Source organism: Silvibacterium dinghuense (assembly GCF_004123295.1).
GTDB classification, from domain to species: Bacteria; Acidobacteriota; Terriglobia; order Terriglobales; family Acidobacteriaceae; genus Silvibacterium; species Silvibacterium dinghuense.
The window spans coordinates 1527719-1554129 of record NZ_SDMK01000001.1 but is presented as its reverse complement, the minus strand read 5'-3'; the positions used below and the strand labels follow the sequence as shown (position 1 = coordinate 1554129).

Genomic DNA, 26411 nt, shown 5'->3' with positions numbered 1-26411 from the left:
TGCATTCTGTTGCTATAATTCGCGGCGCGGGGGCTTTTTCCGCAGCGAAATTACCGCCAGAGAATCGCCAGGACAGAGAGGCCGGAGGGCCAATTCGATGCAGGATGATCGTAAGCTTTACGCAAAGAGCGACAGTGATTACGAACCAGAGACCGAAGATTATCCGGAAGACCTGGAAGACGGCTTCGGCGAGGATGAAGAAGAAGAGATTTCTATCTCGGTTTCTTCCGATGATGACGATTTAGAAGATGAGGAAGAGGAGCTGAAATCAGAGGCGGTCGTGATCGCGTCGGTGGAAGTGGCTCCTGCCCCAGTGGTTAAGAAGTCGGCCAGGAAGAAGGCGGCGAAGAAGGCTCCGGCGAAAAAGGCCGCAGCCAAGAAGGCTCCGGCGAAAAAGGCCGCAGCCAAGAAGGCTCCGGCGAAAAAGGCCGCAGCCAAGAAGGCTCCGGCGAAAAAGGCCGCAGCCAAGAAGGCTCCGGCAAAGAAAGCCGCGGCCAAGAAGACGCCGGCGAAGAAGGCCGCAAAGAAATCTGCCGCGAAGAAGAGCAGCAAGGGCGCTAGCGGCAGGAAGGCTGTGAAGAAGTCCACGGCCGGCAAGAAGAGCGCCAGCAGTAAAAAATCAACCAGAAGAGGTACCCCTTTGGCAGTTAAGAAGGCAGTGAAGAAGGCTGTGGCCAAGAAGGCCCCTGCAAAGAAGGCGGCAAAGAAGGCCCCGGCAAAGAAGGCAGTTGCCAAGAAGGCTCCTGCGAAGAAGGCAGTTGCCAAGAAGGCTCCTGCGAAGAAGGCAGCCAAGAAGGCTCCTGCAAAGAAGGCCGCAAAGAAGGCAACGACCACCAAGTAACATCAACCCGGTAGTACTGAGGCAAGCAAAAGAGCCCGGCAAAGCGCCGGGCTTTTTTGCGTCTGTTTTCCTATTGCTTTCCCATAGAGAAAGAGGCATGATCTATGGGTATGCCATAGGAGGAGTCGCGTGGGAAGCAAGACGGACGTTCGCCAGGGAACGCTGGCGCTGATGGTGCTGAAGACGCTGGAGACGATGGGGCCGCAGCATGGGTATGGGATTGCGCGCCGCATCGAGCAGACGAGCGGCGAGGCCTTGTCGTTGAACTACGGAACGCTGTATCCGGCGCTGCTGAAGCTGGAGCAGGAGGGGGCGATCAGCTCGCGGTGGGGCGTCTCCGATAACAACCGCAAGGCGAAGTTCTATGAGCTGACGCGAGCCGGGCGGAAGCAGCTGCAGCGCGAGACCGAAGAGTGGCAGCAGACGGCGGAGATCGTAAACCGCTTTCTGGGCGGGATGAGCGAGGCCTAGTCGATGCGGATGCTGAGGGTGTGGCTGCGCCGGGTGGCCGGCATATGGCGGCGGGATGACGGGGAGTTTGCGGCGGAGCTCGAGAGCCATCTGGCGATGGAGATCGAAGACGGCGTGCGCCGCGGGCTCAGCCCGCAGGAGGCGCGGCGGCAGGTGTTGATCCGGCACGGGGGAGTTGCGCAGGTACAGCAGGCGTATCGCGAGCGGCGCGGGCTGCCGTGGCTCGAGCAGCTGGTTCAGGACGTGACTTACGGAGCGCGGACGTTGCGCAGGAGCCCGGGCTTTACGAGTGTGGCGATGCTCACGCTGGCGCTGGGAATTGCGACGACGACCACCGTCTTTCGCTGGATAGACGGCGTGGTGCTGCGGCCGCTGGGCGGTGTGAGCGAGCCGGGGCGGCTGGTGGCGCTCGATTCACTGACTGCGAACGGCGAGCTGGTGCCGAATTCCTATCCCGACTACATCGACTTTCGCGACCACCTGAAGTTGCTGGAGGGTATCGCGGTGTATCGTCCGCGGGCTTTTACCGTAGGGCCGCGTGGGCGCACGGAGCGTGTGACGGGAGAATTTGTCTCGGGCAATTTTTTCTCGGTGCTGGGTGTAAGGGCAGAGGCGGGACATCTGTTTTCGCCGGCCGAGTATGGAGACGCGCCGGGCGGCTATCCGGTGGCGGTGATCAGCGACCGGTACTGGCGCTCGCACTATGGTGGTGATCCGGGGATCGTAGGCCGCACCATCCGCGTCGATGAGCACGAGCTGACGGTGGTGGGCGTGGCCGATGCGGCATTTCAGGGATCGTTTGCGGCGATGGCGTTCGACATCTGGGTGCCGTACATGGAGCGGCCGGTGCTCGAGGGTGTGCCGGAGTGGATGATGCGCGACCGGCAGGACCGCGCGGTGATCGGCATGGCAAGGCTGAAGCCGGGCGTGACGCTGGCCGAGGCGCAGCAGGAGCTGACAGCGCTGGCAGCGCGGATGGCGAAGGCGGATGCCGATACGAATGCGGGCATGAGCGCGGAGCTGCTGCCGCTGGAGAAGGCGCCGTTCGGGGCGCAAGGGCTGCTCACTGGACCGCTGCGGATGCTGGCGGGCATCTGCCTGCTGGTGCTGGCGATCGTCTGTGTGAATGTAGCGAACCTGCTGCTGGCGCGGGCGACGGTGCGGCAGCGGGAGTATGGAACACGGCTGGCGCTGGGTGCGGGACGCTGGCGGCTGGCGCGACAGGTGCTGACCGAGTGCCTGCTGCTGACGCTGGGCGCCGCGGCGCTGGGCCTGGTAGCCACGCGGTGGACGGTGAAGCTGCTCGCTGTCTTGTTGCCTCCGGGACAGATGCGGCTTGCGCTGCCATATGGAGGAGAGCTGCGTGCCGCGGCCTTCACCATGGGGTTGTGCCTGTTGACCACGGTTGCCGCCGGTGTGGTTCCAGCGATGCTGCTGGCGCTGAAGCCGCCGGCCATGCCGATGAGCGAGGGCGGGCGTGGCGGAATGGCTGGCCGCGGCGGGCGTCGGCTGCGCTCGGCGCTGGTGACTGCGGAGGTGGCTCTGGCGCTGGTGGCACTGGTTTCGGCAGGGCTGTTCGTGCGCAGCTTCGAGCAGGCACGAGAGATGGACCCGGGGTTCGATCCGGCGCATGTCCTGCTGGGGAAGTTCTACCTGGCGGGGAGTGGCTACGATCTGGCGGCACGCAAGGCGTTCTGCCGGCAGCTGGCGGAGAAGATGAGCGCGGTGCCGGGAGTGACAGCTGCGGCGTATTCGGATGGCGTGCCGCTGGGCTTTGAGCCGAGCTGGTGGGAAGACCTGGAGGTGGCGGGCTATGTTCCCGCGCCGGGCGAGAACATGAAGACCTTCCGCAACGTGGTGTCGCCGGGATACCTCGACCTGATGAAGATTCCGATGATGGAAGGCCGCGAGTTCACCGAGCATGACGACGAGCAGTCGAGGCCGGTGATGATCGTGAATCAGACCTTCGCGCGGAAATACTTCGGCGGACGCGAGGCGATAGGTCGTCGTGTGCATGGCTGGGGCGAATGGATCACCGTAGTGGGCGTGGTCAAGGACAGCAAGTACCACTACGTGGGCGAGCGGGACGTGCCGTACTTTTATGTGCCTTTCCGGCAGTTCTACCGCGCGGATATGGACCTGGCATTTTACGTGCGCGGGCCGGCGGGCGATCCGATGCGGATGCTGGCGCCGCTGCAGGAGCAGGTGAAATCGCTGGACCCGGACGTGAATGTCTATGACGCCGATGCGATGGAGGACTACATCGGGGCGTCGCTCTATCCGCAGCGCGTGGCGGCCAGCCTGCTGAGCGCGATGGGCGCTTTGGCCATGGTGCTGGCGGCAGTCGGGCTCTACAGCGTCGTGGCGTATGCAGTCTCGCTGCGGACGCGCGAGATCGGCGTGCGCATGGCGTTGGGCGCGAAGCGTGTCGATGTGTTGCGGATGGTCATCGGGCAGGCGCTGTGCCTGGCGCTGGTGGGCACGTGCGTGGGCGGAGCTCTGTCGGTACTGGTGGCGCGGGCGGCCGGATCGTTGTCGTTTACCACCTCGGCGATGGGCAGTGGCGTGCGGTTGCTGAGCGGTGGCGATGCGTGGTCGCTGCTGCTGGCGGTGCTTGGCGCGGGCGGTCTGCTGTGCGCGGTTTCGGTGGTGGCGTCTCTGCTGCCGGCGCGGAGCGCGACGCAGGTGAATCCAGTGCAGGCTTTACGAGCGGAGTGAGGGTGCGATGCGGATGCTGAGGGTGTGGCTGCGCCGGGTAGCCGGCATGTGGCGGCGGGATGACGGGGAGTTTGCGGCGGAGCTTGAGAGCCATCTGGCGATGGAGATCGAGGCCGGTGAGCAGCGTGGGCTCAGCCCGCAGGAGGCGCGGCGGCAGGCGCTGATCCGGCACGGGGGCGTTGCGCAGGCCCAGCAGGCGTATCGTGAGCGGCGCGGGTTGCCGTGGCTCGAGCAGCTGATGCAGGACATCGCGTACGGAGCGCGGACACTGGCGGCGAAGCCGGGCTTCGCCGTGGTGGCGATCCTGACCCTGGCGCTGGGCATCGGTGCGAATACGGCGATGTTCTCGGTGGTGGACGGGGTGCTGCTGCATCCGCTGCCGTTTCCGCATCCGGAAGAGCTGGTGACGGTGAATGCGAGCAAGCCGAACTTTCCCGAGGGTTCGATCTCGTATCTGAACTTCCGTGACTGGCACCGTTATAACCGCACGCTCGCCGGCTTCGCGATCACGCGGAGCACGGGCTACAACATGACCGGCCTTGGAGACGCGGAGGAGATGCGTGCCGAGCTGGTGTCGTCAGACTTCTTTCCCTTGCTGGGGGTGAAGCCGGTGGCGGGGCGGCTGTTTGCGCCGGGCGAGGACGAGATTGGGCGCGCGCCGCTGGCGATGATCGGCGAGGGCTTCTGGAAGCGCAAGTTTGGCAGCGATCCGAAAGCGATTGGTCGCGTGCTGACACTGGATGGGCGCGATTACACGGTTGTGGGCGTGATCCCGGAAAGCTTTCGGCTGAGTATCGGACGTTTTCGAGAGGCTGAGATTTATGTGCCGATCGGGCAGTTCCAAAACCCGGCGCTGAACGATCGCGGGGCGGGGCTGGGACTGCACGGAATTGCGCGGCTGAAGCCCGGCGTTACGCAGGCGCAGGCACAGGAAGACCTGCTGCAGGTTTCCGCGCGGCTCGAGCAGCAGTATCCGCGTGAGGACAAGGGAATACGCGCCAGGCTGGTGAACTTCCAGGATTCCATGGTGCGCGATGTAAAGCCGCTGTTGCTGGTGCTGCTGGGCGCGGTGGGCTGCGTGCTGCTGATCGCCTGCGTGAATGTAGCCAACCTGATGCTGGCGCGGGCGCATGCGCGTTCGCAGGAGTTTGCGGTGCGCGCGGCATTGGGCGCGGGACGCGGACGGCTCATCCGCCAGCTGCTGACCGAGAGTGCGATGCTTTCGCTGGCCGGCGGCGCGCTGGGACTGCTGGTCGCGGCGCTCGGTACCAGGGCGGCCATTGCGGCGCTGCCGGCGACGCTGCCGCGTGCGGAGAGTATTCACATCAGCGGTCCGGTACTGCTCTTTACCTTCGCGGCCTCGCTGCTCTCGGGCCTGCTCTTCGGGCTCGTGCCGGCGCGCAAGGTTTCGCGGCAGAGTCTTGTCGGAACCCTCAAGGAGGGTGGCCGCGGAACGTATGGCGGCCAGAATCGTACGCAGAGCACGCTGGTGGTTCTGCAGATGGCCCTGGCCCTGACTCTGCTGGCCGGTGCCGGTCTCGCAGTGCGCAGCCTGGTGAAGCTCTCGAATGTGGAAATGGGCTTCGATCCGCATGATGTGCTGACCTTCGGGCTGCAGGCAGCTCCGTCGGTGGGCCATGCAGATGAGAGCGGCGTGCGTGCCTATCTGCGCGAGGCAGAGGCGCGGCTGGCAGCGACGCCGGGCGTTGAGGCTGTGTCGTTATCCTGGGCTGCGATCCCGCTCTACAGTGAGGACGATCATTTTTTCTGGCTGGATCGTGAGGCGCGGCCACAGAGCGAGAGCCAGATGCACTCGGCCCTCCGCTACATTGTGGGGCCCGGCTATCTCAAGGTGATGGGGTTGCGCCTGCTGCGAGGCCGCTTCCTCGCGCCCGGCGATGACGAGCATGGGGCGCGCGCGATCGTGGTCGATGATGTTTTCGCGCGAACGTATTTCAAGGGCCAGGACCCCATCGGCCGTCAGCTCTACCTCGAGAACTTCGATGATCCGGCGCAGGTGGTCGGTGTCGTCGGGCATGTGAACCAATGGGGACTCGATTCTGACGCGAGCCAGTCGCTGCGTGCCGAAACCTTCGAGTCGGTACTGCAGCTTCCACCTATGCAGCTGGGTCTCGTGCCCTCGGGCATGGATGTGCTGGTGCGGGTAAAGGGCGGCGATACGGGTGCGGCCTTTGCCGCGGTCAAGCGATCGATGGCCGACATGAGCCGCGAACAGGTGATCTATAACCCGACGACGATGGACTCGATTGTCAGCGATTCCCTGGCAGGCTGGCGCTTCTCGATGATCCTGCTGAGCGTCTTCGCGGTGACGGCGGTGGTGCTGGCGAGCCTGGGCATCTACGGCGTGATTGCCTATGCGGTGAGCGAGCGGCGGCAGGAGATCGGCGTGCGCATGGCGCTGGGCGCGGATCGTAGCCGGGTGATGCGCTGGGTGCTTGGACAAGGTGGGCGGCTGGCGGTCATCGGCGTGGCGCTGGGGTTGGGCTGTGCGGCGCTGCTGACGCCGATGATGGCCAGCTCGGCACTGCTCTACGGAGTGCGGTCCTTCGATCCGCTCACCATGGGTGCGGTGACGGTAGTGCTGCTGGTGGTGGCTCTGGCGGCCTGCGCGGTGCCGGCATGGCGGGCGACGCGGGTCGATCCAATGGCGGCATTGCGGACGGAGTAGAGGGAGGCGCGATGCGGAAGCTGAGAGCATTTCTGCTGCGGTTGGCGGGCGTGTGGCGCAAGGACGAAGGCGACTTTGCCGCAGAGTTCGAGAGCCATCTGACGATGGAGATCGAAGATGGAGTGCGAGGTGGTCTCAGCGAGCAGGAGGCGCGACGGCAGGCCTTGATCCGGCATGGAGGCTATGCGCAGACGCAGCAGGCATGGCGCGAGCAGCGCGGGCTGCCGTGGCTGGAGATCCTGCTGCGCGATCTCTCGCGCGGAGCGCGGACGTTGTGGCGCGCGCCGGGCTTTGCGCTGGCGGCGGTGGCGATTGTGGCACTGGGCATCGGAGCAAACGTGGCGCTGTTCACACTGGTGCGCGCGGTGCTGCTGCGGCCGCTGCCTTTTGCCCAGCCCTCGAGGCTGGTGGCCGTCTACGGCATGGACGCGCCGGGTGAGGAGGCTTCGGGCAACCTGGTGGCTCCGGGTGATTACTATGATTGGCGCAAAACGGCAGCCTTCGAGGGCATGGCCATCTGGAGGGTCAGCGGCTTCAACATGGCGGGCGCGGCGGGTGAGCTGCCGGAGTTCGTCGAGGCGGGCTCGGGCTCGGCTGAACTGCTGCCGGTGCTGGGTGTAAGGCCCGTGCTGGGGCGATGGTTCTCGACGCAGGAAGACACAAGCGGCGGCCCGCTGGTCACGGTGCTGAGCTGGAACCTCTTCGAGCGGCGCTTTCACGGCAACCCGGCGGTGCTGGGCACGACGATGCGGTTGAACATGCAGGCCTACACTATCGTCGGCGTGCTGCCGCGTGAGTTTGCGTATCCCGATGGGGAGATCGCGCTCTGGGTGCCTTTCCATGCCGATACGGCGGCGAAGCTGATTGACAACCACTACGCGCACCTGGCGCACGTGATCGGCCGGCTGATGCCGGGCGTGACGGCGCAGGCCGCCGACGCAGAGCTGACGGCGATCCAGAGGCAGATCGTGGCGCAATTCGGCGCGGCTGGCTCGGTGCGCAAGCTGGTGGAGACGCGTCCGATGCAGAGTGACATGGCGCGGGACGTGCGACAGCCTCTGCTGGTATTGCAAGCCGCCGTGGGGTGCCTGTTGCTGATCGGATGCCTCAATCTGGCCAACCTGATGGTGGCACGCGGCGCGGGGCGCCGCAGGGAAATTGCGGTGCGCACGGCGCTGGGCTCGAGCCGGTTGCGACTGTGCATCGAGCAGGTGGCCGAGAGCCTGGTGCTATGCGCGACGGGCGGCGCAGCAGGCATGGCGCTGGCCATGCTCGCGGTACGCTGGCTGGTGCGCCATTGGAATGGGCTTCCGCAGACGGAGAGCGTGCATGTGGATGGCGTGGTGCTGCTCTTTGCGATGGGCCTGGTCATGCTGACCGGCGTGCTCTCGGGGCTGGTTCCTGCATTGGCCGCGACCGGCGGCGGCCTGCGCAGCAGCTCGCGGGGAATGACCGAAGCCCTCAAGGACAATGCGCGCACTATGAGCGCCGGTGCGGGCCGCACGCGGCTGCTGCGCTCGCTGCTGGCGGCCGAGGTCGGTCTCACCGTGGTGCTGCTGGTCTGCGCGGGGCTGCTCTTCACCAGCTTTTTGCGGCTCAAGGGGGAAGAGATCGGCTGCGCGACCGACAACGTCCTCACCATGCGCTTCTTCCTGCGCGGCCATGCTTATCGTCAGCCCGCGCAGATCGCGGCGCTCGATACCGCATTGCTCGAAAAGGTGCGTGCATTGCGCGGCGTCGAGGCCGCGGGCCTTACCAACGTGGTACCGGGGGACGGCTACTACAGTGACCGGAGCGTGTGGCTGCGGGGCGAAGATGAAAACCGTGCCTCACCGCATGACCAGCCGCTCTTCCGCACCGCCGATCCCGGATACTTCGCGGCCATGGGCATTCCTCTGCTGCGCGGGCGCACCTTCGCGGAGAACGAGCGGCTCGACAACCATCACGTGGTGGTAGTGAGCCGCCTCTTTGCGCGCGAGTTTTTCGGCGCAAAGGATGCGGTGGGGCAGGTAATCCGCACTCAGCTCGGATGGGATGTCGAGACCTTCGAAGTGGTTGGCGTGGTGGGCGATACGCCGTGGGAACTGGGCGCACAGGAGCGGCCCATGATCTGGTTTCCGATCTTCTCCGGCGCGCCTGCATCGAGCGACGCGGTGCTGGTGATACGGAGTAGCGGCGATGTGGAACAACTCGCATTGCCCGTGCAGAAGATCGTGGCCTCGCTCGATGCAGACCTGCCGGTGACGCGCATCCTCACCATGAACCAGGTGCTGGGGCTGGCGACGGCCGACTCGCAGCGCAACGCGACGCTGCTGGGAGCGTTCGCCGGTCTTTCTCTGTTGTTAGCTGCGGTGGGACTCTACGGCGTGCTCTCGTACGTGGTGGCGCAGCGCCGCGGAGAGATAGGCATTCGCATGGCGCTGGGCGCGCGGCGGGAAGAGGTGCTGCGCCTGATGCTGGGGAGCGGCCTGCGACCTGCGCTGTGGGGGCTGGGATGCGGCATCGTGGTGAGCCTGGGAGCGACGCAGGCGCTGCGCGCGACGCTTTATGCGACGAAGCCGCTCGATGCGGGTGTATATGCGGGAACGGTCGCGGTGCTGCTGGCTGCGGCCATTGCCGCATGCCTGGTGCCTGCATGGCGCGCGGCAAAGACCGATCCCATGGCGGCGCTGCGCGCAGAATGAGGTTCTAGCTCTGGATCTGGCGCAAATGGTGCTGCTGATGGGCGAGGTAATCCTCGATGAGAAAGGCGAGGGTGACGGGCGGATTGGTACCAACCCGGCAGGGAGAATCGAGGCGCTCGCTGGGAATGCGCTCGACCACGGCAATCAGCAGCTCATGGTAGTTCTGCCACCAGCGGAGCAGCACGGGCCAGGACATGGCGGTATAACCATGCGCTTCGACCCAGGCTTCCTGTTGATAGAAAGGCCCGGTGTAATCGCCGTCAATCGCAGCGCGCACGAATCGCTGGTGATTGTTTGCGGCAGAGTCAATCATGTGGCCGAGGATTTGTTTGCGTGTCCAGCCGCCGGCGCGCCAGGGAGTGTCCGCCAACGCTTCAGGCACGGCGCGCAGCGCGGATTCAAGCGCTGCGCAGCCGTCACGAAAACTTTCAGCGATAGAAGCCGGCAAATGCTCAACCCTTCTTCTCAAAGCCTGCCAGTGCGGTGAGGACCTCATCGCTGTGTCCGCCGGGCGAAACCTTGGTCCACACCTTCACGATCTTGCCGTTGGGGTCGATGAGGAAGGTGTTGCGGTTCGCGATCTTGATACCCATGTAGTTGCCGAGCGAGCCGTATGCGTTGACGGTGTTCTTGTCCGGATCGGCGAGCAGGTTGAAGCTGAGCGAGTCCTTGGTGCAGAACTGCTTGTGGCTATCGACCGAATCGACCGACACGCCGAGGATGACGGCGTTCGCGGCCTTGTACTTGTCGAGGTCGCGCTGGAAGTTGTGCGCCTCGAGCGTGCAGCCGGAGGTCATGTCCTTGGGATAGAAGTAGAGGACCACCCACTTGCCCTTGTAGCTATCGAGGCTGATGGACTGGCCTTCCTGGTTGGGCAGGGTAAAGGTGGGTGCGGTCTGCCCTTCCTGCGGGAGGGTGCCGGCGTCGGCGGCGAAGCTGCGCACGACGAGTGCGCCCAGGATGACGACGACAACTGCGGCGGCGATCAATACGGTGCGGGACATACGGTTCTCCTGCGAGGTGCGGATGGAATGGCTCGACGGAATTATTAGAGCACTTTCGCGGCAAGCCGTGGTTGCAGCAGCAAGAGTTTGCCGGTGAAGATGCAGAGATTACGGCTGGGGTGTTTCGCCTTCAGGGACGATGCGTGTCGTGACTTCCATCCGATGGTAGTTGACGTAGGTGGCCTGAAAAGACCAGATAGTAGGGTGAAAGTCCGAACCCCGGGTGATGCGCATGGTGATGGCGGAAGGCAGCCAGAAGCTTTCGCTGCCGAGAAGGACCGGCGCATAGTCGACGGTGAGATCGCGCTTGCCGACAACCCTGGGTGAGAAGGCATTTCCTTCTTCCATGACGTGGCGTGGAGTGAGGATCTCCAGGTGCGTAATCTGCATCGATGCGGGATCGACAAAGACGCGGCCTTTGCTCTTTTCCTTGAGAAAGCAGTTGGCGGAGTTGGCTGGAGTGAGGTCCGTCGAGAAGCGGATGATGTAGGGTCCGCCGGGATGCTTCCTGTCGGGCGGCTGCAGGGTGTAGTCCATGCAGCCGCTCTGCTCGAGCGAGGCGACGGCGAGGCCGCCTTCGAAGATTCCGCTTACCAGGGCTGGGCCATCGATGTCCTGGGAGCGCGCCGGCTTGCCGTCGACGCTCTTGATCTCGCGGGACTCAACCAGCGATGTGGTATTGCCGGGGCCGGCGGTGCGCCGGAGGCGGAAGATGGAGCCGGTGACGGTCTGCTCTTCGGGCAGGTTGTGTTCTGTCTGAGAGGAAACAGCGTGTTCTTCACAAAAGAGACTGGGAACGCTGGAATCGTAGTGCCGCAGGTTAGCTTCGAGATGTTCGAGGATCTGCTTCAGGCTGGGCGCACCGGACTGCTGTGCGGAGAGCGCAGGTGCATGGCCAAGGATCGCGGCGAGCAGGATCGCTGTGAGGGATGCCCTGGAGCACAGAGTGAACATCGGTGGGATGCGCCTCCTCGGGATAGACAATTATGACGCCCGTTACGCGCTCTGGTCAGCTGACGGCGACGATGGCGATGCCGGCCTCATCGGCGAGGTGCACCAGTTCCTCGCGGTCAAAGAGCAGCGTGCGTTCGGCTTCGAGAGCCAGGCAGGTAGCTCCGGCGCGGCGCATCGTTTCAAGCGTGCGGATGCCGATGACTGGCACGTCGAAGCGCATGTCCTGCTTGGGCTTGGCAACCTTGATGACGGTCAGGCTGCGCTCCAGCGTCGTTTCCTGGGGCGTGGAGGCTGCATCCCCTGACGACGCATCACGGAGCGTCTGCATGAGCGCGCCGGCGCGCTCGATGGCCGCATCGGTGCCTTCCATCGCTTCGATCGCTACGCAGGCCTGGCTGGCGATGACCACGGTTTGTCCGATGTCGTAGCCGGCGATCGCAAGAGCCACAGTGCGGCCGTAGTCGATGTCGCGCTGCTCCGTCTCATTGGGCGCGCGTTTCGTGAGTACGCCGGCAGGCGCGAGCAGTGGTTCCAGATATGAGGTCGAGGAGACCAGCTCAATGCCTTCGTCGCCCAGAACCTTCGCCACCGCGCCGAGCAGCATATCGGTATTTTTGGTGCGCAGCGAAAGCAGCAGCTTCGCCAGGCGCCAGTCCGGGCGGATGCTCGAGAAGATCTGCTTGTGCTTCACCTGGCCGGCCATCACCGCGCGCGAGACGCCTTCCTTGTGGAAGGTGTCGATGAGCCTGGAGAGCTCACCGAGCGAGAGCCAGTGCACGCGGATGCCGCTGTCGGCGCGGGCTCGGTCTTCGATCTCGGGCTCGGTTTCCTCTTTGATCGCAGCGACGACGACTTCGACGCCGTGGGCGCGGGCCGCATCGAGGAGCAGAAAGGGGAAGCGGCCGTTGCCGGCGATGAGACCGAGTTTCGACATGATTGCTTTACTTGTGAATGCCGCGGGCGGCGGATTCGATGAAGGTGATCAGGTAATCCACGTCTTCGGTGGCAATGCCTTCGCTCTTCAACCGTTCGATGGCTTGCGAGGTATTGAGCTTGGCGGCGAGCAGCACGCGGTAGGCGTACTGGATGGCGCGGAGCTGTTCCTTGGTGAAGCCGCGGCGCTCGAGGCCAACCTTGTTCACGCTGTAGGCGTGGGTTTCGCGCTTGGCCGAGGTCAGCGAGAAGGGCAGCACATCCTGCGTAACGGTGGTGCCTCCGCCAAGGTAAGCATACTTGCCGATGCGGCAAAACTGGTGCACCTGATTGAGCGCGCCGACGACGGCATAGTCCTCGACGACGACGTGACCGGCAAGCGTGGCTGCATTGGCCAGGATGCAGGAGTTGCCGACGACCGAGTCATGACCGATGTGCGCGTAGGCCATGATGAGGCAGCCTGAGCCGACCCGGGTGGTGCCTCCTCCGCCAACGGTGCCGCGCGAGATGGTCACCGACTCGCGGATGGTGTTGTCATCGCCGAGTGTGGCGCCGGTGGGCTCGCCCTTGTACTTCAAATCCTGCGGCGGCACGCCGACGCAGGCAAAAGGGAAGAAGCGGTTGCGTGCGCCCACGGTGAGGTGGCCATCGAGGACGACGTGCGAGACGAGCTCGCAGCCTTGGCCGAGGATGACGTTGGGGCCGATGGTGCAATAAGGCCCCACGGTGCAGGACTCCGGCACGACCGCGCCAGGCGCGACGATGGCGGTGGGATGGATGCTCACTGCTGGCTCACTGGCTCAAGCGCAGGCGCTTCTGTCGTGAGAGTTGAGGCTGGTTCTTCGCCGGCGGCCGGAGCTGCGGACTGCTGCGGTTGGCGCGGAACGAGCTGGCACATCACTGTCGCCTCGCAGGCGAGCTTGCCTTCCACGAAGCAGCTTCCCTTCATGCGCACGGCACGGGGCTTCCAGTTGAGCACGTCGATCTCGATGCGCAGCTGATCGCCGGGGACGACGGGGCGGCGGAACTTCGCCCGCTCGATGCCGGTGAAAACCATCAGCTTCTGGTCGCGGTCAGGGACTTCCGTCAGCAGCAGCGCGCCGCCCGCCTGGGCGATGGACTCAACGATGAGCACGCCCGGCATGATCGGATAGTTCGGGAAGTGGCCGGCGAAGAAGGGCTCGTTGATGCTCACGTTCTTGATGGCGACGATGCGCTTCTTCCGCTCGATTTCGATGAGCCGGTCGATGAGAAGGAATGGATAGCGGTGCGGAAGGATGGACATGATGTCGTTAATGTCCAGCACCTGTTTGCCGTCGAGGATGGGATTGGGAGTTTCCATATCTGCCAACGGAGATTATAAATGTCCGCTTCGCGGCAGCGGGTGCCCATGACAAGCTGTTGGTCATGGGGGAGTCTCCGAAGAATCTTCACGGAAGCCAGGACCGACAGAGATTCACCACAGAGGACACAGAGAGCACAGAGGGTTCTGTCACTCCACCAACATCCCGGTTCGCGCCAAGAACGCCAGGTTCCGCAAAGCTCGCAAAGATTTTCAAGAATAAAGAAAGATAGACGGGTGCCCATATCCCGTTGTTTCGAGATCTGGGCGTTCGCAGGATGCTTGATGGCGACCAGCGGAGCGGGTACTGAAGGCGGATCGCCCTGTGCGCAGTGGTGTGAGCCCCACCCATGACAAACGACATGTCATGGATGGGGCACCCGGCACCCAACCACTGGCCGCTCTTGTGACTGACTGCTGACCGCTTCTTGCTTTGTTCTCATTTACTCGGCGATTTTGCCGTTGCTGACCGTATTCAGCTTCTCGATATCGCCTTTGGAGAGTGAGAGCTTCGTCGCTTCGACGAGATCGGTGAGGTGCTTCTCCTTGGTTGCGCTGGCGATAGGTGCGGTAATGCCGGGCTGGGCGATGAGCCAGGCGAGAGCCACCCGCGCAGGCGTGGACTGATGGGCTTCCGCCACCTCTTCGAGCGCGGAGACGACGGCGAAGCCTCGATCGTTGAGGTATTTGCCGACCATGCCGGCGCGGGCCTGGCCCTCGGCGTCCGTCTTGCTGTGGTATTTGCCGGTCAGGAAGCCGCTGGCCAGCGAAAAGTAGGGAATCACGCCCAGCTTGTGCTGCTCGACGACGGGGAGCAGGTCGGACTCGAAGTCCTTACGTTCGACCAGACTGTAATGCGGCTGCAGGGAGACATACGCGGCGAGGCCGTTGTCCCGGCTGACCTTGAGGGCCTCAGCAAGCCGCGCACCTTTATAGTTTGACGCTCCGATATAGCGAACTTTGCCGGCTTTGACGAGTTTGTCGAAGGCTGCGAGAGTCTCTTCGAGTGGCGTCGACTCGTCGTCGCGGTGCGCCTGGTAGAGGTCGATGGCATCGGTTTGCAGGCGGCGCAGCGAGGCTTCGACGGCCTGCTCGATATAGGCGGGCTTGAGGCCGCTCTTTCCCTCACCCATGTCCATGCCGACCTTGGTGGCCAGGATCACATCCTTGCGCTTGCCGCTTTTTGCGAACCACTTGCCGAGGATCGTCTCGGATTCGCCTCCCTGATTGCCGGGAGCCCAGCGGGAATAGACGTCGGCAGTATCGATGAAATTGAGGCCCGCTTCCAGCGCCGCATCGAGCTGACGGAAAGCTTCGGACTCAGGAACGGTCCAGCCGAAGACATTGCCGCCCAGGCAGAGGGTGGGGACGTTGAGATCGGATTTGCCGAGAAGAACGCGGGGGATGGAGTTCGTCATGCTGTTTGGATGCCCACCGGCATGAGGACGGTGCGGAGAATGCCGCCGCAATGCTTCGGAGGTCAGCGCGGCCAGAGCAGGCGGAGACGGCGCTGGGCGATGGTGATGGTCGCACGCTTGAGGCCGATGACCTCGCCGTCTGCCTCCACCAGCAAAGGCGACTGATACACGTGGCTCTGGATGGGGCGGCAGGCCAGCTGCGTGGCCGTGAGGTATTCGGGGTAGGGCAGTCGCGAGTGGCCGCTGCTCTTGCGCGTGAGCAGGGCGTGATAGCTGGCGTGAGCGAGGCCGAGGCGCGTCGTTTCAGGAACGACGGCAACCTGCAGCAACGGAGCTTCGAGATTGCCGCCCGGCCTCCAGATGTTGATCTCGGGTACACGGACGGCGATGAGCTCGCTGGCGCGGAGTGTGCGCTCGCTGCCATCGGCGAGCGTCAGTTGCAGATCGAAGGGATCGACCGGGTGCTGGAGAAGCAGGCGGATGCCGCCGGTGAAGTAAGCTGCGCGGCCGCCGACGCGCTTGCCGTTTCCAGTTGGGGCGAGGTTCATGAGCGCGGCATGGACGCCCATGCCGGCGGCGATGGTGAAGTACCAGGTGCGGTCCTGCGCATGGCCGGGACTCTTGCAGGTGATACGGCCGAGCGGGACGGAAACTGCTTGTGCGCTGCGAAGAAGAGCAAAGGCGGAGACGGGATCGCGGGGCAGGCGCAGGTTCTGGGCGAGGACGTTGCCGGTGCCGAAGGGGATGATGCCGATGGCGGCCTCGGAGCCGGCGACGCCCTGGATGACCTGAAAGAGCGTGCCGTCGCCACCGCAGACAAAGAGGGTATCGAAGCCGGCAGCGACGGCTTCCTTTGCCTGCTCTCCCGCGGAGTGCGCAGAAAGCGTGTCCTGCAGCTCGACTTCGCAGCCCTCCCCGCGAAGCTGGTGGGCGAGGCCCTCGACGAGGGCGCGGCGGTTGCGGCGCTGCATCAGCAGCGGATTAAGGAAGAAGAGGACGCGACGCATGCTCAAATCGTCAGACTATGCGCAGGTTGTGCCGAAACGTGATGAAGATCCGATGACAACAGAAGCTGTGGAACCGTCGTGATTACGGGCTGCTTCGCGCAGGGCGATCCGCCTTCGGCCTCCGCTTCCTCTTCTGGTCGCGATTGAGATTTTGTTCTCTTGAAAGAGAAAAGAGCCCGGGTGCCCCACGTCTCGCAGTTGAGACGTGGGATTTTTATTTGAGCCCTGAGCTACCCCACTCAAGCCAACACCGGCTTGAATGGACCACCCGGCGGGGTTGGGTGCTGTGCTACGGGATTTGAGGTGATTCCTGTTACCGTGCTTGATCGCGACCAGAGGGAGCGGAGGGGCCGAAGGCGTGTCGCCCTGCGCGTAGCAGTTAAAAGCTGTGAGGCTTGTCCCAGGCGGAGAGGACGATCTCCGAGAGAGGCTTCCGCTGGCGGGGAGAGAGTTCCATCTGCTTCGCGTGATCGGAGAGAACCTCGGGATCGCCGAGGTAGCCAAGCGCAGTGACTGCGCCCGGCTCGAAGTCTTCGGGGATGCCGAAGAGTTTCTGCGCCTTCTCGCGGTCGAAGCCGGCCATGGAGTGAGTATGGAAGCCGAGCTTCGTCGCTCCAAGTGCGAGGTAGGCCGTGGCTGCGCCTACATCATGCAGTGCGTAGTAGTTCGGGGAGCCATTCTGGGTAAAGGTCTTTTTTGCGACAGAGAGGATGAGCACGGGTGCGCGCCTGGCCCAGCTCTGATTGAATTCCACGAGCGAGGCGAAGATCTTCTCGTAGGTCTCGTCGCCCTTATGCCCGACGAGGAAGCGCCAGGGCTGCTCGTTGAAGGAGGAGGCGGCCCAGCGGGCGGCTTCGAAGGCTTCCTTGAGCTCTTCCGGGGCGACAGGCGTGTCAGCAAAGGCGCGCGGACTCCAGCGCTGCAGGATTTCCTCGATCACACCCGGTGTGGCGGGGGCGTGTTTCAGCTTTTCCAGTTCCTTCAGCTTTTCCGATTCGTGGTTCTGCGGCATGACATTCTCCCAGGGAAATCTCCCGGTAATGGGTTGGATTCAGGACGGCGGATGCAGGGTCGAAGAAAAGACCGTGCCTATTGTAGGTCTGAGACGCTCTCCCCTGCGCCGGCTCACGCCTGGACCGGTTATCCACACTTTGCACAGGTTTGCACAGGATATGCACCGTTCCTGCATCTTGTGAGGGCAGGGATGCGGAGCTAAGAGCCTGTTATGAACTTTCGCGCGAGCGGCGTTGCGTGGGAAAATCGGCCAAGACCGGGGTCCCCACGGACAGGTCCTGGTCCGTGGGGTGGGAGACGAGGCGGAGGACGAAGGCTTAGGCTATTCCTAGGTGAGGCCGACAACGAAGTATGGGCCGATTTTCCCCGCAACCCTTCAGGGCTGGGGCCAATTTTCCCGATCTCTTCGTCGCTCGCTGCTCGGATATAGCCCGATATCCGTCGCAACTCGCTCCTCGATCTCGTAAAAATTGGCTCCCAGCGTCCGCCGCGCGAAAGTTCATAACAGGCTCTAGGCTCGTTCGGTGAGCCGGATGCCGCTTACCTGCGTGCGGAATTTGTTTACTGAATAGTAATTGTGTGGCCTGGCCCTAAACCGCAGACGCAGCTCATGAAGTTGCCGGGGCCGCCTCCGCCGTAGGGGGGCGGATTCTTCCACAGGAGAATCCCCGGAAAATGAGGGACGTAGCTGTTCTGGTGCGCGGCGTATACTAGATGTAGTGGTTGTGGCTTGACACATACCATTCACAGAGGTACTTTCCGTACTGCGGCCGGTGGTATCGGTGGCGGCCCCGGGACCTTCGAACGCTGATGCTGAGCACGGCCAGAGAGCGGCTGAAGCCCGGCAACCTGTGAATCCCGACGCCAATTTTCCAGTTCGACCTTGTTTTTCTTGCGATCCACCTGTTGATCGCAGCGTTAACGTTTTGGCCGCGGATGCGTGGCCGTTCGACATGGAACCTCCCCTTTGGAAGGAGTTAGGACTTTATGGCAGAGGCCACAAAAAAAACGGTAGCCACCGCTTCCACAACTGTCAGCGATGCGGGACGCGCAGCTGCGAGCCATGCGCTGCGCTTCGAGCGCTTTTTCTCCAAGGAGAATGTTTCGCCCTACGACGAGGTGCACTGGGAACACCGCACCGCAGCGATTACGGATGCTTCCGGCAAGACGATCTTCGAGCAGAAGGGCGTGGAGGTGCCGGTCGACTGGTCGATGACGGCGACCAATATCGTCGCCTCGAAGTATCTGCACGGCCAGCTCGACACGCCTGAGCGCGAGACCGGCGTTCGCCAGCTCGTAAGCCGCGTGGCCGAGACCGTTCGCGACTGGGGACTGAATGGCGGCTACTTCGCCACGGCGGAAGATGCAGCGATCTTTCACGACGAGCTCGCCCACCTGCTGGTGACGCAGAAGGCGGCCTTCAACTCGCCGGTGTGGTTCAACGTGGGGTGCGACCGGCTGGAGCCGAATTCCGACGCGCAGAACTGGCACTGGAACCAGCACACGTGTGCTGTTGAGTTTTCGGTGACCGGCTATCGCAAGCCGCAGTGCTCGGCCTGCTTCATCAATGCAGTCGAGGACTCGCTGGATTCGATCCTGACTCTGGCCAAGACCGAGGGCATGCTCTTCAAGTGGGGCTCGGGCACGGGCACCAATCTCTCCACGCTGCGCGGCTCGATGGAGCTGCTCTCGGGCGGCGGCACGGCCTCCGGTCCGCTGAGCTTCATGCGCGGCTTCGACGCCTTCGCTGGCGTCATCAAGTCCGGCGGCAAGACACGTCGCGCAGCGAAGATGGTGATCCTCAACGTCGACCATCCGGATATTGTCGATTTCGTCGAATGCAAGATGAAGGAAGAGGCCAAGGCCTGGGCGCTGATGCGCGAGGGCTACGACGGCTCGTCAGGCCCGGACTCCGAGGCTTACAGCTCGATCTTCTTCCAGAATGCGAACAACTCCGTGCGCGTCAACGACGAGTTCATGCGCGCAGTGGAGAAGGACGGCGAGTTCTCGACGAAGGCAGTGAAGGATGGCGCGCCGGTGAAGAGCTATAAGGCGCGCGATCTGATGCACAAGATTGCCGAAGCCACCTGGCAGTGCGGCGATCCGGGCATGCAGTACGACACCACCATCAACAAGTGGCACACGTCGAAGAACACGGCGCGCATCCATGCCTCGAATCCCTGCTCGGAGTACATGTTCCTCGATAACTCGGCCTGCAACCTGGCGAGCTTCAACCTGCTGAAATTTGTAACTCCGGCAGGCACATTCGATATCGAGGCGTATCGCACAGCGATCGACATCATGATTACGGCGATGGAGATTCTCGTCGATAACTCCGGTTATCCGACGGAGATGATCGGCCGCAACTCGCATGACTATCGTCCGCTGGGTCTCGGCTACGCAAACCTCGGTGCGCTGTTGATGGCCTTCGGCCTGCCGTATGACTCGGACGCGGGCCGCGACTTCGCCGCGACGCTCACTGCCATCATGTGCGGTGAGGCGTACCTGCAGTCTTCGCGCATTGCGGAGAAGTGCCCGGCGCTGGCCTCGGCCACGCCGCTGACGGCTTCCACCGCGCACGAAGGCGGAGCCTGCCCCGGCTTCTATGTCAACCGCGAGCCGTTCCTCGACGTCATCCGTATGCATCGCGCCGAAGTGAACCACATCGGCAAATCGAAGACGAGTGCCGAGCCTTTCGTTGTGCCCCAGCTCGACGCGCTCATCGTGGCCTCGAAGGATTGCTGGGACAAGGCGCTCGCGCACGGCGAGAAGCACGGCTATCGCAACTCGCAGGTGACGGTGCTTGCTCCGACGGGAACCATCGGCTTCATGATGGATTGCGACACCACCGGCATCGAGCCCGATCTTGCACTGGTGAAGTATAAGAAGCTGGTCGGCGGCGGCATGATCAAGATCGTGAACAACACGGTCCCGGCTGCGCTCTTCAAGCTCGGCTACAACAACGACCAGGTGGACGTGATCGTCAGCTACATCGATGCCACGGGAACCATTGAGGGTGCGCCCGGCATCAAGCCCGAGCATCTGGCCGTCTTCGATTGCTCGTTCAAGCCGGCCAAGGGCACGCGCTCGATTCACTACATGGGCCACATCAAGATGATGTCGGCCACGCAACCGTTTCTCTCGGGCGCGATCTCAAAGACCGTCAACCTGCCGCACGATTGCACGATCGACGACATCGCCGAGGCCTATACCGAGAGCTGGCGCCAGGGATTGAAGGCTGTCGCGATCTATCGCGATGGTTCGAAGGGCGCGCAGCCGCTCAATGTCTCCGACGGCAACAAGGCCAAGGAGATCAAGAAGGATGGCGCGACGGTGGAACTCAATGCCGCGGCCGAGCGTGTACTCACTGCGCTCGCCTTCGGCAAGCCGGCTGAGGTCGCTGACCTGAAGACGCTCGAAGGCAAGGTTGCCGAACGCATCGAGGTCACGGCGAAGTCGGTTATCGATGCGACCGGCGCCTTTGCCGCGACGATCAGCGCTCTTAGCAGTGGTGCGGTGGCAGGTGTTGCCACGCGAAGCAATCCGCCGTCTGCGCAGGACCAGGATGTGGGCGCGCCGCCGCGTGCGGTTCGTCATCGTCTGCCGGAAGAGCGTGCTTCGCTGACGCATAAGTTTGGTCTGGCCGGCCATGAAGGCTACATCACTGTCGGCCTCTATCCGAATGGGCAGCCGGGTGAGATCTTCATCAAGATGGCGAAGGAGGGCTCCACCGTATCGGGCCTGATGGATAGCTTTGCCACTGCTATTTCTCTCGCTCTCCAGCATGGAGTTCCGCTCAAAGTCCTGTGCGAGAAGTTCGCGCACTCGCGCTTTGAGCCATCGGGATGGACAGGCAACGAGCAGATCGGCTATGCGAAGTCGATCATGGACTATATCTTCCGCTGGCTGCAGTTGCGCTTCCTGTCAGGCCAGCAGTTGAGCCTCTTCGCCGGCTTTGTTCCAGCGGGAGCAGCGCCGATCGCGCCCGAGCAGCATGAGCCTGCGCGTGGTATGGGGGCGACCTCTGCGCCGCAGGGCGGCTTGCTGCCGGAAGTTGGTTCGCCTGCGGTGCGCACTTCGGACAAGGTTGAGGATCGTGGAGTCTTTCACGCAGCCGATGCCATGCGCGAGATGTATGACATGGGCGATGCGCCAAGCTGCCATACCTGCGGAGCCATTATGGTTCGCAATGGGAGTTGCTACCGCTGCATGAGCTGCGGATCTACTTCCGGCTGCAGCTAGAGCATCACCTCGATAACATCAGAGCTCTTTTGTGCGTTGCCGGATTATTTGCAAGTGGAAGCTATTTTCGTTGCAAGTGCCGTAAGAGACGATAAAAAGTAACAACGATGCCGCACCTAGGATAGGTGCGGCATCGTTGCATGACCCCAGGCACGCCGCTTGCTGCTGGATACGGAAGCTTTGTCTGGATAACAAAGGAATAGACCGGAGAAATCTCTCTTCCAGCGCAAAGGGCTTCAAAAGGGAATTTCAAATAAGAAAACGATTCCTGAAATCCTTATGCGTAAGGATTCTTGAGCCTGGGAGCAGCGGCCAAAAGCAGTCCTACGTGCGCGAATTATTAAATTGACAGCTGATTTTCTGTCTTCCTATACTTCGCCGGCAGAGAGAGTCTCGCAGTTTTTAAGAAAACGATTCCTGAAAATCGCAATTCCGGCTGATTCCTTGCCGGCGGTTCGCCATGCTTTTCGCGGGCTTCGCTGGCTTCTCCAGATAGTGCCGTAGCGGACTTTCACTTCGCGCAAGGAGCGATTCATGAAATACGCAGCAATGGTATTGGCGGTATGGATAGGGCTTGTGACGCTGGGGCGTGCGCAGGTCACTGTAGACACAAGCGTGGAATTCAAACTGGAGAACGTAAACAGCGGACTGGTGCTGGGCATTTCCGATATCAGCCAGACAGCGGGAACCGATGTGGTGCAGTGGACAGACAACGGTACAACCGATCATCTGTGGCACTTCATGCCGATGGGAAATGGCGAATACAACATCGAAAACATGGCGACACATCAGGTGCTGGGAGTGTCGGATGCCTCGACAGCGGACGGCGCACAGATTGTGCAGTACGCCGACAACGGCACAGCAGACCATTTGTGGACGATTACTCAGGCTTCCGACGGAAATTACCTGATCCAGAACGTGAACAGCAACAAGTATCTCGAGGTTTATGACGCGAGCACGTCAACAAGCGCCACAATCGACCAATGGACCTCAACCGGATGCACCTGCCAGGAGTGGGAGCTGGTGAATACGGGAACGAGCCCGTATCCGACGCCAATTACTGTGAGCGGCACAGGCATCTATGTCCATGATCCATACATGCTGCAGGATCCTACGACCCACTTCTACTGGCTGTACGGAACGCACCAGACGATTGCATATTCGACCGATGGGTTGAAGTTTACGCTGACAACCGAGAGCACACCCTATGGAGCATGCACGGCGACGGAAGGTGGATATTGGATTACGGACGACAGCCATTGTCCTATCATCGGGCCGGATTTTTCGTCATGGTCGGGACTGCAGACGCCGCCTTCCGAGAATAATGGCGAAAACATCGATGTGTGGGCGCCAAGTCTGCTGTACAGCGGTGGAACCTATTACCAGTACTATTCGATTCCGTATGAACCCTCTACGGGCGCGGAAGCGATTATAGGAGTGGCGACGAGCACGACGCCGTATGGACCCTGGACTGACAAAGGATGGGTGGTTTCGTCGTGGACAAGTTCAAGCGCGGTGCCATCGACGAATCCATGGGGTTTTACTGCTGGCACGACATACAACGCGATTGATCCGGCACCGTTTGTGGATGCGAGCGGCAACTGGTGGATGGTTTTTGGTTCATGGCAGGATGGCACACATCTGGTGCAGCTGGATCCGTCGACTGGACTGCGGCTGAACTCGACGATGTACACGATCGCCTCCCGCAGCGCCGGCGAAGAGGGGCCATTCATTTATTACTACAACGGCTACTATTACTACTTCGCTCCGATCAATGTCTGCTGTGAGGGAACGAGCAGCACATATCGCACGATCTATGGGCGGTCGACGAGCGTGACAGGGCCTTATTACGATCGCGGCGGTATAGCGTTGACGGCAGGCGGTGGCACCATCCTGGTGAGCACGCATGGGAATGTGATTGGCCCCGGAGGCGGGAGCGTCTATACGGATACCGGGACTGCCGGGACATCGAGCAAGCCTACGTTTGTCTATCACTACTACGATGGAAACAACAGCGGTACCCCGACACTTGGGATTAACCGGATTGCATTCACATCGGACGGCTGGCCCTACCTCGATTAACGATGCGTGGAGTAGCAAAGGCCGGAGCGTGAGCTCCGGCCTTTGTCATGAGTACGTGCACGTGACAGCTCATTAGTCGGATTTGGCGCCGTGCCGGGAAAGCTTCTTAAAGCAGCAACTCCTGCGGCAGCGGAACGCGGCTTGATCCGCGATTCAGAGAAGCCACGCTCGCGAGAGGTATCGCGGTTTTTGAAAGCGTAAAGAAATTTACTCAGACTGCTTGAAACTGGGACCAAAACCGTCGTATATAGATATAGGACAAAATTAGTCCGATATTTGGACGGTTTTACCGCAGGGAAACTTCCGTTCCATGCCAGATGGGCTGCGAGCTGATTTCACCACGGGAATCCCGCTCGCAAAATTTCAAACTGCTTCGCCGGTAGAGCTGGAGCAGCAGGTCAAGTTGTGTTCTTTGTGAGGCCAGTAAATGAAGGGTTTTGCTGTTTCGCTATCGCGGCATATGCATCGAGTTTTCTCGTTTGCGTTGTTCCTCTCGCTGTTCGTGGCGATTGCTTCCGCTCAGACAGAACACAGGTATCCAGGCCGCGGTGCGGTTTCTGCGCAGGATTTCGCCAGGCTGACGGCTCCGCAGGCAGTGGGGACCACTGCCGCAGACCAGGTGTGTGCGCGTTATACGACGGGATCGACTGTCACCGACCCACCTGTTCTTGAGAGTCAGAACGGCACCTTGGAAGTGACGATGAAGCTTCTTACCGTCACCGATTCACAAGGGCTGGTGCGTTATTGCTATGTGACCAGCACGGGAGTAGAAGCCCCGACGCTGGTGGTGAATCCCGGCGACAATCTTGTTATCCATTTTCAGAATGCACTGCCGGCTCCTGCTGCGACGAGCACGAGCGACAACATGGCCGGCATGAAAATGGCGCTCTCGAACAGCGCTACGACGAGCACCAGCCCTTCCTGCACCGGCAGCATGGGCACCAATGTGTCCAACATTCACTTTCACGGAACGAATATCGCTCCCGTGTGCGGACAGGATGAAGTCGTACATACGCTCGTTTCGCCGGGACAGAGCTTCGATTACAACGTACAGATTCCCAGCACGCTTCCACCGGGGCTTTACTGGTATCACCCGCATCCGCATGGCATTTCGGAGGGGCAGGTACAGGGTGGAGCTACCGGCGCCATCATTGTTCAGGGATTGCAAACTGTATTTCCTGCACTGGCTGGCCTGACAGAGCATACCTTTGTCATCCGCGATCAGTTGCTGCCGGCCTCGGAAGCCAACGACAGCAATATCCCTGCGTGGGATCTCTCGATCAACTACATTCCCGTTCCTTATCCCAGTTACACTCCCGCAGTTATCCAGACCGATCCCGCCAGGCAGGAGTTGTGGCGTGTTGCGAATACTGCGGCTGACACCATCCTGAATCTTCAGTATCTCGTGAACGGGACTGCACAGCCGATGCAGGTGTACGCCATCGATGGCTATCCGCTTTCCTCTGGAACAGCCAGCACGATGACCACTATTCAGATGGGGCCCGGTGCGCGCGCGGAGTTTGTTGTGACGACTCCCAATGTTGGCGATACTGCGCAGCTTGTAACTCAGTATCAAAACACGGGTCCGGATGGAGACTATGATCCGGCACGTCCGATTGCAAATATTGTCAGCCAGAATGGAGTAGAGGAATCGAATACCCCCGGTGCGGCGGTGACACATCACATGCCCGCGCAGGTTTCGCCAGCGCAACATGCTGCAGCCACGGCGCACCGCGCCTCCCTCTATAGCGGCCTGGGCAGTCTGACACCGGCAGCGCAGCGAAATCTGTATTTCTCGGAGGTGCTTGAGAATCCATCAGACCCAAACAGCCCTACCAACTTCTACATCACGGAAGAAGGGCAGACTCCCGCGCTATTCACGATGGACCAGGCCCCGAATATCGTTGTCCATGCTGGAACCGTTGAGGATTGGACGATTGAGAACCGCGCGCAGGAAGATCACATCTTCCATATTCATCAGCTGCACTTTCAGATCCTTGCGATTGACGGCCAGCCGGTAAACGATCCGGCATTGCGCGACACCTACGATATTCCTTACTGGAGCGGCACGGGTGCATATCACAGCATTACCGTCCGCATGGACTTCAGCGATCCCAATGTTGTAGGTATGTTTGTCTATCACTGCCACATTCTGGAACACGAAGACGGCGGCATGATGGGAGAGATTCAAGTTCTGCCAGCGGGAACCACCGCTACAGCATCTGTTGCGGCCTCGGCATCGAGTATTGCGCCGAATCAGAACATTACGCTGACAGCAAACGTAGTGGATGCCGGCACAGGCAATCCAACGCCGACCGGGCTCGTGCAGTTCCAGATCAATGGGGATAACGTAGGCGATCCGGCAACGATTGCCAATGGTCAGGCGACATTGACCACAGAGGTAAATGGCAATGTAGGCAGCAACAATTTAACAGCCTTCTATGAGGGTGACTCCACTTATACCGAGGTGACATCTCCCTCTACTCCGATCACGGTCTCTCAGTTTGGACTTACCTCATCGGGGGCCACGGCAAGCGTTGGTTCAGCAGCAATCGCAAATGTTGCGGTGAATGTTGCGAATAACTACACCTCAGTCATTAATCTCACGTGCACACTGCCTTCCTCAATGACGGAAAGCGCATGTTTCGTGAATCCAACTTCCATCACTGGTACTGGAACCGTGCAACTCACGGTGAACACGACACCGGCGCATCCCCTGAGCTCCAAGGTGGAGGGGTATCCAGGATGGTTGGCTGCGAGTGGTGGAGCAAGCCTTGCATGTGTCATGTTGCTGGTCCTGCCGCGGCGCAAGGGGCGCTACATCGCACTCTGTGTCCTGGCGATGTTTGCCATTGCTTTCACCCTCATCGGTTGTGGAGGTACAGCAAAGACTGATCCTGGAACCGCGAAGGGAAGCTACTCCGTTGTTGTTGCTGGTACTGCGGGTACAGGCTCTTCCTCATACCAAACCAGTGTCAATATTCCGATCACGATTCAGTAATGGTCTCTGCC

The 26411-nt window shown here is 61.6% G+C and carries 17 protein-coding genes; 7 read left to right on the top strand and 10 right to left on the bottom strand.

Translation table 11 applies throughout. From position 1 onward, the window contains the following. Positions 1-159 precede the first annotated feature (159 nt). Positions 160-837, bottom strand: coding sequence for a hypothetical protein (locus tag ESZ00_RS20205; RefSeq protein ID WP_188590833.1), 678 nt, complete (start codon positions 835-837; stop codon positions 160-162). Positions 838-970: 133 nt separating this feature from the next. On the opposite strand from ESZ00_RS20205, the gene ESZ00_RS06125 reads away from it, so the two are divergent. From ESZ00_RS06125 to ESZ00_RS06110, 4 genes are read left to right on the top strand one after another with little or no spacing between them, the layout of a single operon-like run. Then, the gene (locus ESZ00_RS06125) at positions 971-1312 is read left to right on the top strand and encodes a PadR family transcriptional regulator (protein WP_129207250.1); all 342 of its coding nucleotides are present in this window, start codon (positions 971-973) and stop codon (positions 1310-1312) included. Positions 1313-1315: 3 nt separating this feature from the next. Then, entirely contained in the window at positions 1316-4030 is a 2715-nt protein-coding gene (locus ESZ00_RS06120) for an ABC transporter permease (RefSeq protein ID WP_129207249.1), read from the top strand. A 7-nt stretch (positions 4031-4037) separates the two neighbouring features. Beyond that, entirely contained in the window at positions 4038-6719 is a 2682-nt protein-coding gene (locus tag ESZ00_RS06115) for an ABC transporter permease (RefSeq protein WP_129207248.1), read from the top strand. A gap of 11 nt (positions 6720-6730) precedes the next feature. Further along, positions 6731-9403, top strand: a complete 2673-nt coding sequence (locus ESZ00_RS06110) for an ABC transporter permease (RefSeq protein WP_164981364.1) — start codon at positions 6731-6733, stop codon at positions 9401-9403. Positions 9404-9407: 4 nt separating this feature from the next. On the opposite strand, the gene ESZ00_RS06105 is transcribed toward ESZ00_RS06110, so the two are convergent. From ESZ00_RS06105 to ESZ00_RS06065, 9 genes are all read right to left on the bottom strand, one after another. Continuing rightward, the gene (locus tag ESZ00_RS06105; protein WP_164981363.1) at positions 9408-9851 is read right to left on the bottom strand and encodes a DinB family protein; all 444 of its coding nucleotides are present in this window, start codon (positions 9849-9851) and stop codon (positions 9408-9410) included. 4 nt (positions 9852-9855) lie between these two features. Continuing rightward, positions 9856-10407, bottom strand: coding sequence for a peroxiredoxin (locus tag ESZ00_RS06100; protein ID WP_129207245.1), 552 nt, complete (start codon positions 10405-10407; stop codon positions 9856-9858). Between the two features lie 108 nt (positions 10408-10515). Next, positions 10516-11361 (bottom strand): hypothetical protein, encoded by an 846-nt coding sequence (locus ESZ00_RS06095; protein WP_129207244.1) that lies wholly within the window; start codon positions 11359-11361, stop codon positions 10516-10518. A 55-nt stretch (positions 11362-11416) separates the two neighbouring features. Continuing rightward, positions 11417-12295: an LpxI family protein gene (locus tag ESZ00_RS06090; protein WP_129207243.1), complete on the bottom strand. Its 879-nt coding sequence runs from the start codon at positions 12293-12295 to the stop codon at positions 11417-11419. 7 nt (positions 12296-12302) lie between these two features. Next, positions 12303-13079, bottom strand: coding sequence for an acyl-ACP--UDP-N-acetylglucosamine O-acyltransferase (gene lpxA, locus ESZ00_RS06085; protein ID WP_129207242.1), 777 nt, complete (start codon positions 13077-13079; stop codon positions 12303-12305). Beyond that, a complete protein-coding gene (gene fabZ / locus ESZ00_RS06080; RefSeq protein ID WP_129207241.1) occupies positions 13076-13636 on the bottom strand; it encodes a 3-hydroxyacyl-ACP dehydratase FabZ in 561 nt (186 codons plus the stop codon). The genes lpxA and fabZ overlap by 4 nt, the downstream gene beginning before the upstream one ends. 443 nt (positions 13637-14079) lie before the next feature. After that, positions 14080-15054, bottom strand: coding sequence for an aldo/keto reductase (locus tag ESZ00_RS06075; protein ID WP_129207240.1), 975 nt, complete (start codon positions 15052-15054; stop codon positions 14080-14082). Between the two features lie 62 nt (positions 15055-15116). Continuing rightward, on the bottom strand, positions 15117-16061 hold the full coding sequence (locus tag ESZ00_RS06070) for a diacylglycerol/lipid kinase family protein (protein WP_129207239.1): 945 nt from the start codon (positions 16059-16061) through the stop codon (positions 15117-15119). Positions 16062-16440: 379 nt separating this feature from the next. Next, positions 16441-17073: a nitroreductase family protein gene (locus tag ESZ00_RS06065; RefSeq protein ID WP_129207238.1), complete on the bottom strand. Its 633-nt coding sequence runs from the start codon at positions 17071-17073 to the stop codon at positions 16441-16443. Positions 17074-18062: 989 nt separating this feature from the next. Here ESZ00_RS06065 and ESZ00_RS06060 point away from each other — a divergent pair. From ESZ00_RS06060 to ESZ00_RS06050, 3 genes are all read left to right on the top strand, one after another. Next, entirely contained in the window at positions 18063-21317 is a 3255-nt protein-coding gene (locus ESZ00_RS06060; protein WP_129207237.1) for a vitamin B12-dependent ribonucleotide reductase, read from the top strand. 534 nt (positions 21318-21851) lie between these two features. Next, positions 21852-23399: a family 43 glycosylhydrolase gene (locus tag ESZ00_RS06055; RefSeq protein WP_129207236.1), complete on the top strand. Its 1548-nt coding sequence runs from the start codon at positions 21852-21854 to the stop codon at positions 23397-23399. Positions 23400-23859: 460 nt separating this feature from the next. Next, positions 23860-26400, top strand: a complete 2541-nt coding sequence (locus ESZ00_RS06050) for a multicopper oxidase domain-containing protein (protein ID WP_164981362.1) — start codon at positions 23860-23862, stop codon at positions 26398-26400. The last annotated feature ends 11 nt before the right edge of the window (positions 26401-26411 follow it).